Origin of the sequence: Pseudomonas sp. CAM1A, from assembly GCF_047501685.1 — a bacterium.
Classification (GTDB): domain Bacteria; phylum Pseudomonadota; class Gammaproteobacteria; order Pseudomonadales; family Pseudomonadaceae; genus Aquipseudomonas.
Genome location: NZ_JBFNXP010000005.1, coordinates 36,627 through 53,922, shown reverse-complemented (window position 1 = coordinate 53,922; position 17,296 = coordinate 36,627). Strand labels below are relative to the sequence as shown.

Below are 17,296 nucleotides of genomic sequence, written 5' to 3'. Positions count from 1 at the left end.
CAGGTCTGGGTGGTAGTGGGGTACCGCGTGGTGAGGGAAACTTCTGGACGGTGTGAAAACGCGATGACGGGGATAACCCGCAGGTCAGCCGTTTTCACACAGTCGGGTGGGGGGCGCGATTATTCCTGGTCGGCGCTGGATTGATCGTCACCGTCCTGGTCGACGGCGGGCGTCGGCTCGGCGTGGGCGGCAACGGATTGCTCTTCGGGGTTCAGGCTTGGGAAGGGAAGATTCGGGATCTCATGCATCTCGTCGTTCCTCGCAAGTGTGAGTGAAAAGGCTGCGCCAGGGCGCATGTGTGGCTTCGAAAAGCTGGGGCAGGATACAGCAGTCTGGATGACAGTTTGGGATTTTTGCCGGGCGTTGGTCGGTTTTGGCGGGCGAATATCGGACGGGGCGTGTCAGGAGAAGGCGTGGAGGCAGGCTTGCCTCCACGCCACTTTGGCCAGGCTCTTCAGCGGCAGACGTCGGCGATGGCCGTCGCCAGTTGCTCCAGGCGTTGTGCATCCGCCCCGGCGATGTTCGCCCGGCCGGTACCGACCATGTACACGCTGTGCCGCTCACGCAGCAGGCGCACCTGCTCGGGGTTCAGCCCGGTGTAGGAGAACATCCCGCGTTGCGCGGCGATGTGCGCGAAGCGCTCGGCCAGACCGTGTGGCGCGAGCGCCTGCACCAGGCCTTCGCGAAGCTCGGCGATGCGTTGGCGCATGGCGTTCACTTCTTCGACCCACAATGCCTTGAGTGCCGGATCACCGAGAATCTCGGCGACCACCGCCGCGCCATGGTCTGGCGGCGTCGACCACAGGTTGCGCGCAATGAACGCCAGCTGGCTGCGCACATCCTGCAGTTTCTCGGCGTCGTGGCTGCACACCAGCAGGGCGCCGGTGCGCTCACGGTACAGGCCGAAGTTTTTCGAGCAGGAGCTGGTGATCAGCAGCTCCGGCAGTTCGGCGGCGAACAGGCGCACTGCCCAGGCGTCTTCTTCCAGGCCGTCGCCGAAGCCCTGGTAGGCGAAGTCGATCAGTGGCAGCAGGTTGCGCCGCTTGACGATGTCGAGCACCGCGCGCCAGTCGTCCTGGCCCAGGTCGAAGCCGGTCGGGTTGTGGCAGCAGGCATGCAGCAGCAGCACGTCGCCTTCCGGTGCCCGTTCCAGTGCGGCGAGCATGCCGTCTACGTTCAGGCGGTTGTCCTTGCCCACGTAGGGGTAGTGGGACACCTTGAGTCCGGCGCCAGCGAAGATCGTCTCGTGGATCGGCCAGGTCGGGTCGCTCAGCCAGATGCCGCGTCCCGGCAGGCACTGGGCGATGAATTCTGCAGCCAGGCGCAGGGCGCCGGTGCCGCCCGGGGTCTGGGTGGCGCCGGCGCGCTGGCTGGCCAGCAGCGGCGAGTCGCTGCCCAGCACCAGCTCGCTGACCAGGCGGCCGAATACTGCGTCGCCATGGCCGCCGACATAGCTCTTGGTGACCTGGCGTTCGACCAGGCGCTGCTCGGCCTGCTTGACCGCAGCCGGAATCGGCGTCAGGCCCTGGGCGTCCTTGAACACGCCGACACCCAGGTCGAACTTGGCCGGGTTGCTATCGCGGGCGTAGGCCTCCATCAACCCCAGGATCGGGTCGCCAGGGACCCGAGCGATGGCGGCGAAGTGCATCACTTGCGCCCTTCGGCGGTCTTGGCGACCTCATCGGTGCGCGCGCACATGATGAAGTCGTTGCGGTGCAGGCCTTTGATCGAGTGGCTCCACCAGGTCACGGTGACCTTGCCCCACTCGGTCAGCAGGCCCGGGTGGTGGCCTTCGGCTTCGGCGATCTCGCCGATGGCGTTGGTGAAGGCCAGGGCGTGCTTGAAGTTCTTGAACAGGAACACGCGCTCGAGCTCCATGTGGCCATCGCGGGTCTCGATGTTCCAGTCCGGGATCAGTCGGATCAGTTCCGCCAGTTCCTCGTCGGTGACTTTCGGCGCATCGGCGCGGCAGGCTTCGCAGTGGGCTTGATTCAAGGCATTCATGGGTGTTTTCCGGTTTGAGTTGTTATCGACAGGGGCGCTCAGGCGGCGACCTTGGGTGGAAACTTCGGTGCGTGCAGGCCCAGCTGCATGGCCTGGTGGACCATGGCCATGATGTCTTCGTGGGCCAGGTCGAACAGACGCTTCATGTTCGGCAGGACGAAGTACAGGGGCTGCAGGATATCGATGCGGTAGGGCGTGCGCATGGCTTCGATCGGATCGAAGGCCTGGTGCTCAGGCTCATCGGACAGGCTGTAGACGGTTTCCTTCGGCGAGGAGAGGATGCCGCCGCCGTAGATCTTGCGACCTTGCGCGGTCTCCATCAGGCCGAACTCGATGGTCATCCAGTACAGGCGCGCCAGGTAAACGCGCTGTTCCTTGGTCGCCGCCAGGCCCAGTTTGCCGTAGGTGTGGGTGAACTCGGCGAAGAAGGGGTTGGTCAGCAGCGGGCAGTGGCCGAAGATCTCATGGAAGATGTCGGGTTCTTGCAGGTAGTCCAGCTCTTCCGGGGTGCGGATGAAGGTGGCGACCGGGAAGCGCTTGCTGGCCAGCAACTCGAAGAAGGTCTGGAAGGGGATCAGCGCCGGCACGCGGGCGACCTGCCAGCCGGTGGTGGCACCGAGCACCTTGTTGACTTCGCCCAACTGCGGGATGCGGTCATGGGGCAGCTTGAGCTGGTCGATGCCATCGAGGTACTCCTGGCATGCCCGGCCTTCGATCACTTTCAGCTGACGCGTGATCAGGGTGTTCCACACCGCATGCTCTTGCTGCGGGTAATCGATAAAGCCATGCGCATCGGGCTCGCGTGCCACGTATTGCGTCTGTTTCATGTGGCTCTCCTGGTGAGGGCGTTCTTGTTATGTACAGGACATACCTTAGGAATATCCCTACAAACGAGGTTTTGCACCGGGGTAGAGGCCAATCCTGCGCGTCCGTTTATCTTCTGTGCGTAACGATAATTTTACAAAATCAGCGTCATCCCGGAAAATCACGGACATCGAGCTGGGCAGATGGCTATTTTTGTCAGCTTATCTTTACGACTTTTCCGTGGTGCGAGCAAAAACTCGGCCGCTCAGAGAGCCTTTCATGCGCATCAAAGTGCATTGCCAGAACCGCATCGGCATCCTGCGGGACATCCTCAACCTGCTGGTGGAGTACGGGATCAACGTGTTGCGCGGCGAAGTGGGGGGTGACCATGGCAACGCCATCTACCTGCACTGCCCGAACCTGATCAACCTGCAGTTCCAGGCCCTGCGGCCCAAGTTCGAGTCGATCGCCGGGGTGTTCGGGGTCAAGCGCGTCGGCCTGATGCCCAGCGAGCGTCGGCACATGGAGCTCAATGCGCTGCTGGGGGCGCTGGACTTCCCGGTACTGTCGATCGACATGGGCGGCAGCATCGTTGCCGCCAACCGTGGCGCGGCGCAGCTACTCGGCGTGAGGGTCGATGAAGTGCCGGGCATTCCGCTGTCGCGCTATGTCGAGGACTTCGACCTGCCGGAGCTGATCCGCGCCAACAAGTCGCGGATCAATGGCCTGCGAATCAAGGTCAAGGGTGATGTGTTCCTTGCTGATATCGCGCCGTTGCAATCGGAACATGACGACAGCGAGGCCCTGGCGGGCGCGGTGATCACCTTGCATCGTGCCGATCGCATCGGCGAGCGTATCTACAATGTGCGCAAGCAGGAGTTGCGTGGCTTCGACAGCATCTTCCAGAGCTCGCGGGTAATGGCCGCGGTGGTGCGTGAGGCGCGGCGCATGGCGCCGCTGGATGCGCCGCTCCTGATCGAGGGAGAAACCGGCACCGGCAAGGAACTGCTGGCGCGCGCCTGTCACCTGGCCAGCCCGCGCGGCCAGGCACCGCTGATGGCGCTCAACTGCGCCGGCCTGCCCGAGTCGATGGCCGAGACCGAACTGTTCGGCTATGGGCCGGGGGCGTTCGAGGGGGCGCGGGCCGAGGGTAAGCTGGGGCTGCTGGAATTGACGGCCGGCGGTACGTTGTTCCTCGACGGGGTGGGGGAGATGAGCCCGCGCTTGCAGGTCAAGTTGCTGCGCTTCCTGCAGGATGGCTGTTTCCGCCGGGTCGGCAGCGACGAAGAGGTGTATCTGGATGTGCGGGTGATCTGCGCGACCCAGGTCGACCTGTCCGAACTGTGCGCCCGCGGCGAGTTCCGCCAGGACCTCTATCACCGCCTCAATGTGCTGTCGCTGCACATCCCGCCGCTGCGCGAATGCATGGATGGCCTGGAAGGGCTGGTGCAGCATTTCCTCGATCAGGCCAGCCGGCAGATCGGCTGCCCGTTGCCGCGCCTGGCGCCGGCAGCGATGGACAAGCTTGGGCAGTATCACTGGCCGGGCAACGTGCGCCAATTGGAAAACGTATTGTTCCAGGCAGTGTCGCTGTGCGAAGGCGGGGTGGTGAAGAGTGAACATATCCGCTTGCCGGATTATGGCGCGCGTCAACCCTTGGGCGAATTTTCCCTGGATGGCGATCTTTCGCAGATTGTCGGGCGGTTTGAACGGGCAGTATTGGAAAGTTTGATGAGTGAATTTCCAAGTAGCCGGGCGCTGGGGAAAAGACTGGGTGTTTCCCATACGACCATTGCCAACAAGTTGCGGGATTATTCATTGAACAAGTCGGTGGAATAATCTGGAAGTTTATCGAGGCTGAAATTGATCGCGGGGCAAGCCCGCTCCCACGAATTTAAAGGTGGTGGGAGCGGGCTTGCCCCGCGATGCAGTCATGGCTTCAGCCGTTGGAGCAACCGTTGCCCATCACGCGGTATTCGAGAATGTGCTTCTGGCCCTGGGAGTCCTCATAGGTCATGCGCGCAGGCACCACTTCGCAGACGTTCGGCACTTCGCTCATGGAGATGACGCGAGCGATATCCAGGTGCTGCGAATAACTGTACTGTTCAACCGGAATCTGCTCGACATCTTTTGCTTCGCCGGCCAGTGCCGCGCCGCAAAAACCGCCAAGTGCCAAAACCAGTAAAGCTTTCATTTTCAATTTACCTGTCTAAGGTCGTGAGGGGGCGCGCGGCGCTTGTGGCGCCGCGAGTACAACTAAGTTTCAACTATCAGGATGAGGTGCGGATTAACGTTGCCTTCGTGGGGGCTGTTACCAAGTTAATCGCGTTGCCGTTGCTGGCGAGGTGAATTCTAGGAGGGTGGCCGGGGCTGAAACAGAGCGGGTTTTGATAAAGTCTTTTGACAGAATCTGTAACAATCCCTGGCAAAGCGCTGCCTTTTTCCGCCTGCGATGGCTGGATGCCATGCGCTAGAGCGGTCGCTGTACATTGGTGGATTGACGGTTTGTCGCGTTACTACCAACGTCGAATGGTCTTTGTCGCTCTGGTACAGTTACAAACGCTTCCATACAAAAACAACTATTACACCGAGGTAACACAGATGAGTGCGGCTCCACTGTATCCCGTTCGTCCCGAGGTTGCGGCCAGTACCCTGACCGACGAGGCCACCTATAAGGCCATGTACCAGCAATCGGTGATCAACCCGGACGGCTTCTGGCGCGAGCAGGCCCAGCGTCTGGACTGGATCAAGCCCTTCACCAAGGTCAAGCAGACCTCGTTCGACGACCACCATGTCGATATCAAATGGTTTGCCGACGGCACTCTGAACGTCTCCTACAACTGCCTGGACCGTCACCTCGAAGAGCGCGGCGACCAGCTGGCGATCATCTGGGAAGGTGACGACCCTTCCGAGCACCGCAACATCACCTACCGCGAGCTCCACGAGCAGGTCTGCAAGTTCGCCAACGCCCTGCGTGGCCAGGACGTGCACCGTGGCGACGTGGTCACCATCTACATGCCGATGATCCCCGAGGCCGTGGTCGCCATGCTGGCCTGTGCCCGCATCGGCGCGATCCACTCGGTGGTGTTCGGTGGCTTCTCGCCCGAGGCGCTGGCCGGGCGCATCATCGACTGCAAGTCCAAGGTGGTGATCACTGCCGACGAAGGCCTGCGTGGTGGCCGCCGTACCCCGCTCAAGGCCAACGTCGACCTGGCCCTGACCAACCCTGAAACCAGCAGCGTGCAGAAGATCATCGTGTGCAAGCGCACCGGTGGCGACATCGCCTGGCACCAGCATCGCGACATCTGGTACGAAGACCTGATGAAGGTCGCCTCCAGCCACTGCGCGCCGAAAGAGATGGGCGCCGAGGAGGCGCTGTTCATCCTTTATACCTCCGGCTCAACCGGCAAGCCCAAGGGTGTGCTGCACACTACCGGTGGCTACCTGGTGTATGCCGCACTGACCCACGAGCGCGTGTTCGACTACCGCCCGGGCGAAGTGTACTGGTGCACCGCCGACGTCGGCTGGGTCACCGGTCACAGCTACATCGTCTATGGCCCGCTGGCCAACGGCGCGACCACGCTGCTGTTCGAAGGCGTGCCGAACTACCCCGACATCACCCGCGTGTCGAAGATCGTCGACAAGCACAAGGTCAACATCCTCTACACCGCGCCGACCGCCATCCGCGCCATGATGGCCGAGGGCGAGGCGGCGGTGGCCGGCGCCGATGGCTCCAGCCTGCGCCTGCTGGGCTCGGTGGGCGAGCCGATCAACCCTGAAGCCTGGAACTGGTACTACAAGACTGTTGGCAAGGAACGTTGCCCGATCGTCGACACCTGGTGGCAGACCGAGACCGGCGGCATCCTCATCAGCCCGTTGCCAGGCGCCACTGGGCTCAAGCCGGGTTCGGCAACCCGTCCGTTCTTCGGCGTGGTGCCGGCGCTGGTGGACAACCTGGGCAACCTGATCGACGGCGCCGCCGAGGGCAACCTGGTGATCCTCGATTCCTGGCCGGGCCAGTCGCGTTCGCTGTACGGCGACCACGACCGTTTCGTCGACACCTACTTCAAGACCTTCCGCGGCATGTACTTCACCGGTGACGGTGCCCGTCGCGACGAGGATGGCTACTACTGGATCACCGGCCGCGTGGATGATGTGCTCAACGTCTCCGGGCACCGCATGGGCACCGCCGAGATCGAGAGTGCGATGGTGGCGCATCCGAAGGTCGCCGAGGCGGCTGTCGTGGGCGTGCCGCACGACATCAAGGGGCAGGGCATCTATGTCTATGTCACCCTCAATGCCGGCGAGGAGTCGAACGAGCAACTGCGGATCGAGCTGAAGAACTGGGTGCGCAAGGAGATCGGTCCGATCGCTTCGCCGGATGTGATCCAGTGGGCGCCGGGCCTGCCCAAGACCCGCTCGGGCAAGATCATGCGCCGCATCCTGCGCAAGATCGCCACTGGCGAGTACGACGCGCTGGGTGATATCTCCACCCTGGCCGATCCAGGGGTTGTGCAGCACCTGATCGACACCCACAAGGCGATGAGTCTGGCCACCGCTTGAGTTGAAGCGTTGCAATCGTGGGAGCGGGCTTGCCCCGCGATACGGCCATAAGCAGAAACCCCGCCCATACCCGGCGGGGTTTTTGCTTTACTGATACAAACTGTTACTCCGACATTCATCGGTAACCGTCGCTGTCACCGATTGCGCCCAAATGCGGGGCTTGCGGAAACATCTGCGTGCCAAATGAGTGCATTCTGCGGGCATTTCATGCAGGCTCGCACGCTGCGCTTGCCGGAATACAAGGCTTTGCCAATAATGGGCCCGCTTATTGCTTTGGGTATAGGTTATTTCTCTTTTGCTCTTGCATATCTCGCAGGAGCTGTCAATATCGCCCGCCGCGGTTCCTGGCGCTTCTGTAATTAGTTGTCGCTTTGAAGAAATATCGACTACCGGGCTGTCGCTAGAATGCCACTCACTCGCTCGTGGTCTGCGACCTTGGTCGAAACCTGCGCGGCTCGCGCTGTACCCATTCGCATATCGGGCAGCCGTTACAACTGCCTTGTATTGCCCCGTACCGATGGAGTTACCTGATGAAGAAGCTCGCACTGCTTGGCGCCCTGGCGCTTTCCGTGTTTTCCCTGGTATCGCAGGCCGATGAGAAGCCGTTGAAGATCGGTATCGAGGCCGCCTACCCACCCTTCGCCTTCAAGCAGCCCGATGGCAGCCTCGCCGGCTTCGACTACGACATCGGCAACGCCCTGTGCGAACAGATGAAAGCCAAGTGCACCTGGGTCGAGCAGGAATTCGATGGCCTGATCCCGGCGCTGAAAGTGCGCAAGATCGACGCCATCCTGTCGTCCATGTCGATCACTGACGATCGCAAGAAGTCGGTCGACTTCACCAAGCGCTACTACCTCACCCCGGCTCGCCTGGTGATGAAGGACGGTACCGCCATCAGCGAGAGCCTGGCTGAGCTCAAGGACAAGAAGATTGGTGTGCAGCGTGGCTCGATCCACGACCGCTTCGCCAAGGAAGTCCTGGCCCCGAAAGGCGCCACCGTCGTGCCTTACGGCACCCAGAACGAAATCTACCTGGACGTCGCCGCCGGCCGCCTCGACGGCACCGTGGCCGACGCCACCCTGCTCGAGGACGGCTTCCTGAAGACCGATGCAGGCAAGGGTTTCGCCTTCGTCGGTCCGGCCTTCACCGACTCCAAGTACTTCGGTGATGGCATCGGCATCGCCGTGCGCAAGGGTGACAAGGAAAACGCCGACCGCATCAACGCGGCCATCGACGGCATCCGCGCCAGCGGCAAGTACAAAGAAATCCAGGATAAGTACTTCAACTTCGACATCTACGGTCCAGACTCGAAGTAACCATCGAGTTTCACCTGTGCAATGGTGCAAACAGCAGAAGCTCTGAGGTTTGCACCATTTTTCATTCCCAAGCCCTGAGGAATCCGAATCATGTTGAAAGGCTATGGGGCAGTCATCCTCGACGGAGCGTGGCTGACGCTGCAGCTCGCCTTGTCGTCGATGGCCCTGGCCATCGTCCTCGGCCTGATCGGCGTGGCGCTGCGTTTGTCGCCGGTGCGCTGGTTGGCCTGGCTGGGGGATCTGTACTCCACGGTGATCCGTGGCATTCCCGACCTGGTCCTGATCCTGCTGATCTTCTATGGCGGCCAGGACATCCTCAACCGGGTGGCGCCGCTGCTCGGCTATGACGACTATATCGACCTGAACCCGTTGGTCGCCGGCATCGGCACGCTGGGCTTCATCTTTGGCGCGTACCTGTCGGAAACCTTCCGCGGTGCCTTCCTCGGCATCCCCAAGGGCCAGGCAGAGGCGGGCGCGGCCTATGGCATGAGCGGTGTCCAGGTGTTCTTCCGGATCATGGTGCCGCAGATGATCCGCCTGGCGATCCCGGGCTTCACCAACAACTGGCTGGTGTTGACCAAGGCGACCGCGCTGATTTCGGTGGTCGGCCTGCAGGACATGATGTTCAAGGCCAAGCAGGCGGCGGACGCCACCCGCGAACCCTTCACCTTCTTCCTCGCGGTGGCGGCGTTGTACCTGGTGTTGACCAGTGTCTCGCTGCTGGCGCTGAAGTATCTCGAGAAGCGCTACTCGGTGGGCGTCAAGGCGGTTGAACTATGATCTTCGACTACAACGTCATCTGGGAAGCCATGCCGCTGTACCTGGGCGGCCTGCTGACCACCCTCAAGCTGCTGGCGCTGTCGCTGCTGTTCGGCTTGCTGGCGGCCATCCCGCTGGGCCTGATGCGCGTCTCCAAGCAGCCGCTGGTGAACATGAGCGCGTGGCTGTACACCTACGTGATCCGCGGCACGCCCATGCTGGTGCAGCTGTTCCTGATCTACTACGGCCTGGCCCAGTTCGAGGCGGTGCGCGAGAGCATCTTCTGGCCGTGGCTGTCCAGTGCGACCTTCTGCGCCTGCCTGGCCTTCGCCGTCAACACCAGCGCCTACACCGCCGAGATCATCGCCGGCAGCCTCAAGGCCACGCCCCATGGCGAGATCGAGGCGGCCAAGGCCATCGGCATGTCGCGCATGAAGATGTACCGTCGCATCCTGCTGCCGTCCGCGCTGCGTCGGGCGCTGCCGCAGTACAGCAACGAAGTGATCATGATGCTGCAGACCACCAGCCTGGCGTCGATCGTCACCCTGATCGACATCACCGGTGCCGCGCGCACGGTCAACGCCCAGTACTACCTGCCTTTCGAGGCCTACATCACGGCGGGCGTGTTCTACCTGTGCCTGACCTTCATCCTCGTGCGCCTGTTCAAGATGGCCGAACGCCGCTGGCTCGGTTACCTGGCGCCGCGCAAGCACTGACCGCTCTGTGAGATCCGACAGTATGTACAAACTCCAAATCCAAGACCTGCACAAGCGCTACGGCAGCCATGAGGTGCTCAAGGGCGTCTCCCTCGAAGCCAAGGCAGGCGACGTGATCAGCATCATCGGCTCCAGCGGTTCGGGCAAATCGACCTTCCTGCGTTGCATCAACCTGCTTGAGCAGCCGCACGCGGGCAAGATCCTGCTCAACAACGAAGAGCTCAAGCTGGTCGCCGGCAAGGACGGCGCGCTCAAGGCCGCCGACCCGAAACAGCTGCAGCGCATGCGCTCGCGCCTGTCGATGGTGTTCCAGCATTTCAACCTGTGGTCGCACATGACCGCGCTGGAAAATGTCATCGAGGCGCCAGTGCACGTACTGGGCGTCAACAAGAAGGAGGCGCTGGAGAAGGCCGAGCACTACCTGGCCAAAGTCGGCGTATCCCACCGCAAGGACGCGTTCCCCGGGCACATGTCCGGTGGCGAGCAGCAGCGTGTGGCCATTGCCCGCGCCTTGGCCATGGAGCCGGAGGTCATGCTGTTCGACGAGCCGACTTCGGCGCTCGACCCGGAGCTGGTGGGCGATGTGCTCAAGGTCATGCAATCGCTGGCCCAGGAAGGTCGCACCATGGTGGTGGTCACCCACGAGATGGGCTTTGCCCGCGAGGTTTCCAACCAGCTGGTGTTCCTGCACAAGGGCCTGGTGGAAGAACGCGGCTGCCCGCGTGAGGTGCTGGTCAATCCGCAGTCGGAACGCCTCAAGCAGTTCCTTTCCGGCAGCCTGAAGTAAAGGCTGCACTTTTGCACCATGATGGGGCATGCTGCGTAACGCACGCAGCACGCCCCGGCGCCACAAGCGCGACCCTCCTTTTCAGGTTTCGGACCACGCCCTATGACCACCCAGCGAATCGGATTTCTCATCTGGCCCAGCACCAAGCCGCTGACCCTGGCGTTGGCCGAAGAGGTGTTGCAGGTGGCTCAGCGGGTGCATCCGGATGTGGTCTACACAATGTCCTTCCTGCAGGCCGAGGCCGGGCAGGAGGGCGCCTGGCGCCTGCCGGGCGAAGCGTGGGCCGGACGTCTGGAGGGCTATCACAAACTGTTCCTGCTGGCTGATGAGCCGCCGGCGGCGATTGGTTCGGCATTGTCCGCCGCGCTCAAGCAGCTGGCGCGCAGCGGTTGCATGATCGGCGGCTTGTCCGCGGGCGTGTACCCGCTGGCGGCGCTGGGCTTGCTCGACGGCTACCGCGCCGCGGTCCATTGGCGTTGGCAGGATGATTTTGCCGAGCGCTTCCCCAAGGTGATCGCCACCAGCCATCTGTTCGACTGGGATCGTGATCGCCTGACTGCCTGCGGCGGCATGGCGGTGACCGACCTGCTGCTGGCGGTGCTGGCCCGAGACCACGGGGCGGAACTGGCCGGCGCGGTGTCGGAAGAGCTGGTGGTCGAGCGCATTCGCGAAGGTGGCGAGCGCCAGCGCATTCCGTTGCAGAACCGCCTGGGCTCCAGCCACCCCAAGCTCACCCAGGCGGTGCTGCTGATGGAGGCCAATATCGAAGAGCCGCTGACCACCGACGAAATCGCCCAGCATGTGTGCGTGTCCCGTCGCCAGCTGGAGCGGATCTTCAAGCAGTACCTCAATCGCGTGCCCAGCCAGTACTACCTGGAGCTGCGCCTGAACAAGGCGCGGCAGATGCTGATGCAGACCAGCAAATCGATCATCCAGATCGGCCTGTCCTGCGGGTTCTCCTCGGGGCCGCATTTTTCCAGCGCGTACCGCAATTTCTTCGGCGCCACGCCGCGCGAAGATCGCAATCAGCGACGTAACAGCAGCCCGTTCGAGCTGAGTTCGGCGCCGGCCGAGCGCGGCTGAAGACCTCCCTTTCAGCGAAGACGCTAGCGTGGAGAAAGCCCGCTCTACGCAGTGTATTGCTTGTGGGAGCGGGCTTGCCCCGCGATGCAATTTGTAGATGTGAACACCCGTTCACCCAATTCTCACTGAGCATCTCCCCGCCACCCCCTGCTGCCGTTACACTGCGCGATTGCGACACTGTTTGTCGCATTGCCGAAAACCGCGTGAAAACTCGGTTTTGCGCTGTAACAAGTTGTCGCCTGGCAGCAAGGACAGGCGCTGATCAGTCCTTACAATCCCTTCATCGCTCGCCACTTCCAGGCCAGCGTTCCTCTTCAGGAGACTCAGATGTCCGTTGAGCAAGCCCCGGTGCAACGTGCCGATTTCGACCAGGTCATGGTTCCCAACTACTCCCCGGCGGCTTTCATTCCTGTGCGAGGCGAGGGTTCCCGAGTATGGGACCAGACCGGGCGCGAGCTGATCGACTTCGCCGGCGGCATCGCGGTCAACGCCCTCGGCCACTGCCATCCGGCGCTGGTCAAGGCACTGACCGAACAGGCCAATACCCTCTGGCATGTCTCCAACGTGTTCACCAACGAGCCGGCCCTGCGCCTGGCGCACAAGCTGGTGGACGCCACTTTTGCCGAGCGCGCGTTCTTCTGCAACTCCGGCGCCGAAGCCAACGAGGCCGCCTTCAAGCTGGCCCGCCGTGTCGCCCATGACCGTTTCGGCCCCGAGAAGCACGAGATCATCGCCACCGTGAACAGCTTCCACGGTCGTACCCTGTTCACCGTCAGCGTCGGTGGCCAGCCCAAGTACTCCGACGGTTTCGGGCCGAAGATCACCGGCATCAGCCACGTGCCGTACAACGACCTGGAAGCGCTCAAGGCGCAGATTTCCGACAAGACCTGCGCCGTGGTCATCGAGCCGATTCAGGGCGAGAGCGGCGTGGTCCCGGCCGACCAGGCCTACCTGGAAGGCGCGCGCAAGCTGTGCGACGAGCACAACGCGCTGCTGATCTTCGATGAAGTGCAGACCGGCGTCGGCCGTACCGGCTCGCTGTACGCCTACCAGCACTACGGCGTCACCCCGGACATTCTGACCAGCGCCAAGAGCCTGGGCGGCGGTTTCCCGATCGGCGCGATGCTGACCACCAGCGACCTGGCCAAGCACCTGGCCGTCGGCACCCACGGCACCACTTACGGCGGCAACCCGCTGGGCTGTGCCGTCGCCTGCGCCGTGCTGGATGTGATCAATACCCCGCAAACCCTGGCGGGCATCAAGGCCAAGCATGAGCGCTTCAAGGTCCGTCTGGAGAAAATCGGCCAGGAAACCGGCCTGTTCACCCAGGTGCGTGGTGTCGGCCTGCTGATCGGCTGCGTGCTGAGCGAGGCCTGGAAAGGCAAGGCCAAGGACATCCTCAACGCCGCCGAGAAGGAAGGCGTGATGGTCCTGCAGGCTGGCCCGGACGTGGTGCGCTTCGCCCCGAGCCTGGTGGTCGAGGATGCCGACATCGACGAAGGTCTGGATCGTTTCGAGCGCGCCATGGCAAAACTGACCAAGGGCTGATCGCCCTTCGCCGGCCCTCGAGCGGGGCCGGCGATACCTGAATTCCAGTGCGGGCACCTGCTTGCAGGTGGTGGCGCGTGCCCGCCGTTTTTCCGTGCCGATGTGATCGGCGCGCTTTCCCGAAAGGAGTGACACCATGCTGGTGATGCGCCCCGCGCAAATGGCTGATCTGAACGAAGTGCAGCGCATGGCTGCCGACAGCCCCATTGGTGTCACCTCGCTGCCGGATGACACTGCCCGCCTGGGCGACAAGATCGCCGCCTCGGAAACCTCGTTCGCCGCCGAGGTCAGCTTCAATGGCGAAGAAAGCTACTTCTTCGTGCTCGAGGACAGCGCCACCGGCAAGCTGGTCGGCTGTTCGGCCATCGTTGCCTCGGCCGGCTATTCCGAGCCGTTCTACAGCTTCCGCAACGAGACCTTCGTACACGCCTCCCGCGAGCTGAAGATCCACAACAAGATCCACGTCCTGTCGCTGTGCCACGACCTCACCGGCAACAGCCTGCTGACCAGCTTCTACGTGGTGCCGGAGTTGGTGAGCAGTGCCTTCGCCGAGCTCAACTCGCGGGGGCGCCTGCTTTTCATGGCCTCGCACCCCGAGCGCTTTGCCGAGTCGGTGGTGACCGAGATCGTCGGCTACAGCGATGAACAGGGCGAATCACCGTTCTGGGACGCCATCGGCCGCAACTTCTTCGACCTCAATTACGCCGACGCCGAGCGCCTGTGCGGCCTGAAGAGCCGCACCTTCCTCGCCGAACTGATGCCGCACTACCCGATCTACGTGCCGCTGCTGGCCGACGAGGCGCAGGAGGCCATGGGCCAGGTGCATCCGCGGGCGCAGATCACCTTCGACATCCTCATGCGCGAAGGCTTCGAGACCGAGCACTACATCGACATCTTCGACGGCGGCCCGACCCTGCATGCCCGTGCCTCGGGCATCCGCTCCATCGCCCAGAGCCGTGTGGTGCCGGTCAAGCTCGACGAGACGCCGGTCAAGGGCGGCCGTCCGTACCTGGTGTGCAACGGCCAGCTGCAGGATTACCGCGCCGTGCTGCTGGAACTGGACTGGGTACCGGGCAAGCCGGTCAGCCTGAGCGGCGAAGCCGCCGAGGCCCTGGGTGTCGGCGAGGGCGCCAGCGTGCGCCTGGTCGCAGTCTGAAGCGCCGCAACAGAGAGTTTCGCGGCAGGCACAGACCGCCGCACAAGGAGATAGCATGATCGTTCGTCCTGTACGCAGCAGCGATTTACCCGCGCTGATCGAATTGGCTCGCAGCACCGGCACCACCGGGCTGACCACGCTGCCTGCCAACGAGGAGCGCCTCGGCCAGCGCGTCGGCTGGGCCGAGAAAAGCTTCCGCGGCGAAGCCGAGCGCGGCGACACCGACTACCTGTTCGTGCTGGAGAACGACGAAGGACTGGTGGTCGGCATCAGTGCCATCGCCGGTGCCGTCGGCCTGCGCGAGCCTTGGTACAACTACCGGGTCGGCCTGACCGTCAGCGCCTCGCAGGAGCTGAACATCTACCGCGAGATCCCCACGCTGTTCCTGGCCAACGACCTGACCGGCAACTCCGAGCTGTGCTCGCTGTTCCTGCGCAGCGACTACCGCAGCGGCCTCAATGGCCGTCTGCTGTCCAAGGCGCGGATGCTGTTCATCGCCGAGTTCCCGCAGCTGTTTGGCAACAAGATCATCGCCGAGATGCGCGGCATGTCCGACGAGGCAGGTCGTTCGCCATTCTGGGAAAGCCTGGGCCGGCACTTCTTCAAGATGGAGTTCAGCCAGGCCGACTACCTCACCGGCGTGGGCAACAAGTCGTTCATCGCCGAGCTGATGCCCAAGTTCCCGCTGTACACCTGCTTCCTTTCGGAGTCGGCGCGCAACGTCATCGGCCGTGTGCACACCGACACGGAGCCGGCGCTGGCCATGCTCAAGCGCGAAGGCTTCAACTACCAGGGCTACGTCGACATCTTCGACGCAGGTCCCGCGATCGAGTGCGAGACCTCGAAGATCCGCGCCGTGCGTGACAGCGAGACCCTGGTACTGGCCGTCGGCACCCCGGGTGACGACGCCACCCCTTACATCATTCACAACCGCAAGCGCGAAGACTGTCGCATCACGGCCGCACCGGCGCGCCTGGCGGCAGGTACCCTGGTGGTCGATCCGCAGACCGCCAAGCGCCTGCGCCTGGGCGCCGGCGACAATGTCCGCGCGGTGCCGCTGTCCGCCGGTCGGGAGGCCCAGTAAATGAACACGCATTACATCGCAGGCCACTGGCTGGCCGGCCAGGGTGAAGCCCTGCAGTCGCTCAACCCCGTCACCCAGGCAGTGGTCTGGCAAGGGCAGGGCGCCGATGCCGCCCAGGTCGATGCCGCCGTGCAGGCTGCTCGCCAGGCATTCCCCGGCTGGGCGTCGCTGAGCCTGGAGGCGCGCATCAGCGTGCTGGAAGCCTTCGCCGAGAAACTCAAGGCCAATGCCGAGGCGCTGGCGCGCTGCATCGGCGAAGAAACCGGCAAACCCCTGTGGGAATCGGCTACCGAGGTGACCAGCATGGTCAACAAGGTCGCCATCTCGGTGCAGAGCTACCGCGAGCGTACCGGCGAGAAGAGCGGCCCGCTGGCCGACGCCACCGCCGTGCTGCGCCACAAGCCCCACGGCGTGGTCGCCGTGTTCGGCCCGTACAACTTCCCTGGCCACCTGCCCAACGGCCATATCGTTCCGGCGCTGCTGGCCGGCAACTGCGTGGTGTTCAAGCCCAGTGAGCTGACCCCCAAGGTCGCCGAGCTGACGGTGCAGTGCTGGATCGAGGCCGGCTTGCCTGCCGGTGTGCTCAACCTGGTGCAGGGCGCCCGTGAAACCGGCGTGGCGCTGGCCGGCAATTCTGGTATCGATGGCCTGTTCTTCACCGGTTCCAGCCGTACTGGCAACCTGCTGCATCAGCAGTTCGCCGGCCGCCCGGACAAGATCCTGGCCCTGGAGATGGGCGGCAACAATCCGCTGGTGGTCGACGAGGTCAAGGACCTGGATGCCGCGGTGTACACCATCATTCAGTCGGCCTTCATCTCCGCTGGCCAGCGCTGCACGTGCGCCCGTCGCCTGCTGGTGCCGCAGGGCGCCTGGGGTGACTCGCTGCTCCAGCGCCTGGTCGAGGTGAGTCGCAGCATCAGTGTTGGCGCCTTCGATCAGCAGCCCGCGCCGTTCATGGGTTCGGTGATTTCGCTGCAGGCGGCCCGCGCTCTGCTGGCAGCCCAGGCCGAACTGCTCGGCAAGGGCGCCGTGGCGCTACTGGAAATGAACCAGCCGCAGGCTGGTGCCGCCTTGCTTACCCCCGGCATCATCGACGTCACTGCGGTAACCGGGCGCCCGGACGAGGAATTCTTCGGCCCATTGCTGCAGGTGATCCGCTACACCGATTTCGATGCGGCAATCGAGGAAGCCAACAATACCCAGTACGGTCTGGCCGCTGGCCTGCTGTCGGACTCCAACGCCCGCTACCAGCACTTCTGGCTGCGTAGCCGCGCCGGCATCGTCAACTGGAACAAGCAGCTCACCGGCGCCGCCAGCAGCGCGCCGTTCGGTGGTGTTGGCGCCAGCGGCAACCACCGCGCCAGTGCCTACTACGCGGCGGACTACTGCGCCTACCCCGTGGCTTCGCTGGAGACCGCGAGCCTTGCACTGCCGGCGACCCTGACGCCGGGCGTCACCCTATAACAACAGGTCTCG

At 63.4% G+C, this 17,296-nt stretch carries 16 protein-coding genes; 11 read left to right on the top strand and 5 right to left on the bottom strand.

Annotated elements, in window-relative coordinates; translation table 11 throughout:
- Positions 1 to 119: 119 nt before the first annotated feature.
- From ABZO33_RS14500 to phhA, 4 genes are all read right to left on the bottom strand, one after another.
- On the bottom strand, positions 120 to 248 hold the full coding sequence (locus tag ABZO33_RS14500; RefSeq protein WP_256582346.1) for a hypothetical protein: 129 nt from the start codon (positions 246 to 248) through the stop codon (positions 120 to 122).
- Positions 249 to 454: 206 nt separating this feature from the next.
- Complete coding sequence (locus ABZO33_RS14495; RefSeq protein ID WP_414536589.1) at positions 455 to 1,651, bottom strand: amino acid aminotransferase; 1,197 nt, start codon at positions 1,649 to 1,651, stop codon at positions 455 to 457.
- Positions 1,648 to 2,004, bottom strand: coding sequence for a 4a-hydroxytetrahydrobiopterin dehydratase (locus ABZO33_RS14490; protein ID WP_023628481.1), 357 nt, complete (start codon positions 2,002 to 2,004; stop codon positions 1,648 to 1,650). Before ABZO33_RS14490 ends, ABZO33_RS14495 begins: the two co-directional genes overlap by 4 nt.
- A 38-nt stretch (positions 2,005 to 2,042) precedes the next feature.
- Positions 2,043 to 2,831, bottom strand: coding sequence for a phenylalanine 4-monooxygenase (gene phhA / locus ABZO33_RS14485; protein WP_414536588.1), 789 nt, complete (start codon positions 2,829 to 2,831; stop codon positions 2,043 to 2,045).
- 256 nt (positions 2,832 to 3,087) lie between these two features.
- On the opposite strand from phhA, the gene ABZO33_RS14480 reads away from it, so the two are divergent.
- Positions 3,088 to 4,647 (top strand): sigma-54-dependent transcriptional regulator, encoded by a 1,560-nt coding sequence (locus tag ABZO33_RS14480; protein ID WP_414536587.1) that lies wholly within the window; start codon positions 3,088 to 3,090, stop codon positions 4,645 to 4,647.
- A gap of 100 nt (positions 4,648 to 4,747) precedes the next feature.
- On the opposite strand, the gene ABZO33_RS14475 is transcribed toward ABZO33_RS14480, so the two are convergent.
- Positions 4,748 to 5,002 (bottom strand): DUF2790 domain-containing protein, encoded by a 255-nt coding sequence (locus tag ABZO33_RS14475; RefSeq protein WP_414536586.1) that lies wholly within the window; start codon positions 5,000 to 5,002, stop codon positions 4,748 to 4,750.
- Between the two features lie 407 nt (positions 5,003 to 5,409).
- Between ABZO33_RS14475 and acs the strand changes: the two genes are divergently transcribed.
- The 10 genes from acs (at position 5,410) to astD (ending at position 17,284) form a co-directional block, all read left to right on the top strand.
- Entirely contained in the window at positions 5,410 to 7,371 is a 1,962-nt protein-coding gene (gene acs / locus ABZO33_RS14470; RefSeq protein WP_414536585.1) for an acetate--CoA ligase, read from the top strand.
- 530 nt (positions 7,372 to 7,901) lie between these two features.
- Entirely contained in the window at positions 7,902 to 8,687 is a 786-nt protein-coding gene (locus tag ABZO33_RS14465; protein WP_414536584.1) for an ABC transporter substrate-binding protein, read from the top strand.
- Between the two features lie 90 nt (positions 8,688 to 8,777).
- Positions 8,778 to 9,467 (top strand): ABC transporter permease, encoded by a 690-nt coding sequence (locus tag ABZO33_RS14460; RefSeq protein WP_277505302.1) that lies wholly within the window; start codon positions 8,778 to 8,780, stop codon positions 9,465 to 9,467.
- The gene (locus tag ABZO33_RS14455) at positions 9,464 to 10,162 is read left to right on the top strand and encodes an ABC transporter permease (RefSeq protein WP_046854620.1); all 699 of its coding nucleotides are present in this window, start codon (positions 9,464 to 9,466) and stop codon (positions 10,160 to 10,162) included. The genes ABZO33_RS14460 and ABZO33_RS14455 overlap by 4 nt, the downstream gene beginning before the upstream one ends.
- A 22-nt stretch (positions 10,163 to 10,184) precedes the next feature.
- Positions 10,185 to 10,949: an ABC transporter ATP-binding protein gene (locus tag ABZO33_RS14450; RefSeq protein ID WP_023630946.1), complete on the top strand. Its 765-nt coding sequence runs from the start codon at positions 10,185 to 10,187 to the stop codon at positions 10,947 to 10,949.
- A 102-nt stretch (positions 10,950 to 11,051) separates the two neighbouring features.
- Entirely contained in the window at positions 11,052 to 12,032 is a 981-nt protein-coding gene (gene argR, locus ABZO33_RS14445; protein ID WP_038706575.1) for a transcriptional regulator ArgR, read from the top strand.
- Positions 12,033 to 12,359: 327 nt separating this feature from the next.
- Entirely contained in the window at positions 12,360 to 13,580 is a 1,221-nt protein-coding gene (locus ABZO33_RS14440) for an aspartate aminotransferase family protein (RefSeq protein WP_414536583.1), read from the top strand.
- A gap of 136 nt (positions 13,581 to 13,716) precedes the next feature.
- Entirely contained in the window at positions 13,717 to 14,736 is a 1,020-nt protein-coding gene (gene aruF, locus ABZO33_RS14435) for an arginine/ornithine succinyltransferase subunit alpha (RefSeq protein WP_414536582.1), read from the top strand.
- Positions 14,737 to 14,791: 55 nt separating this feature from the next.
- Positions 14,792 to 15,820 carry an arginine N-succinyltransferase gene (gene astA / locus ABZO33_RS14430; RefSeq protein ID WP_414536581.1) on the top strand — a complete coding sequence of 343 codons (1,029 nt, stop codon included), beginning with the start codon at positions 14,792 to 14,794 and terminating at the stop codon, positions 15,818 to 15,820.
- Positions 15,821 to 17,284, top strand: coding sequence for a succinylglutamate-semialdehyde dehydrogenase (astD, locus tag ABZO33_RS14425; protein ID WP_414536580.1), 1,464 nt, complete (start codon positions 15,821 to 15,823; stop codon positions 17,282 to 17,284).
- Positions 17,285 to 17,296 lie beyond the last annotated feature (12 nt).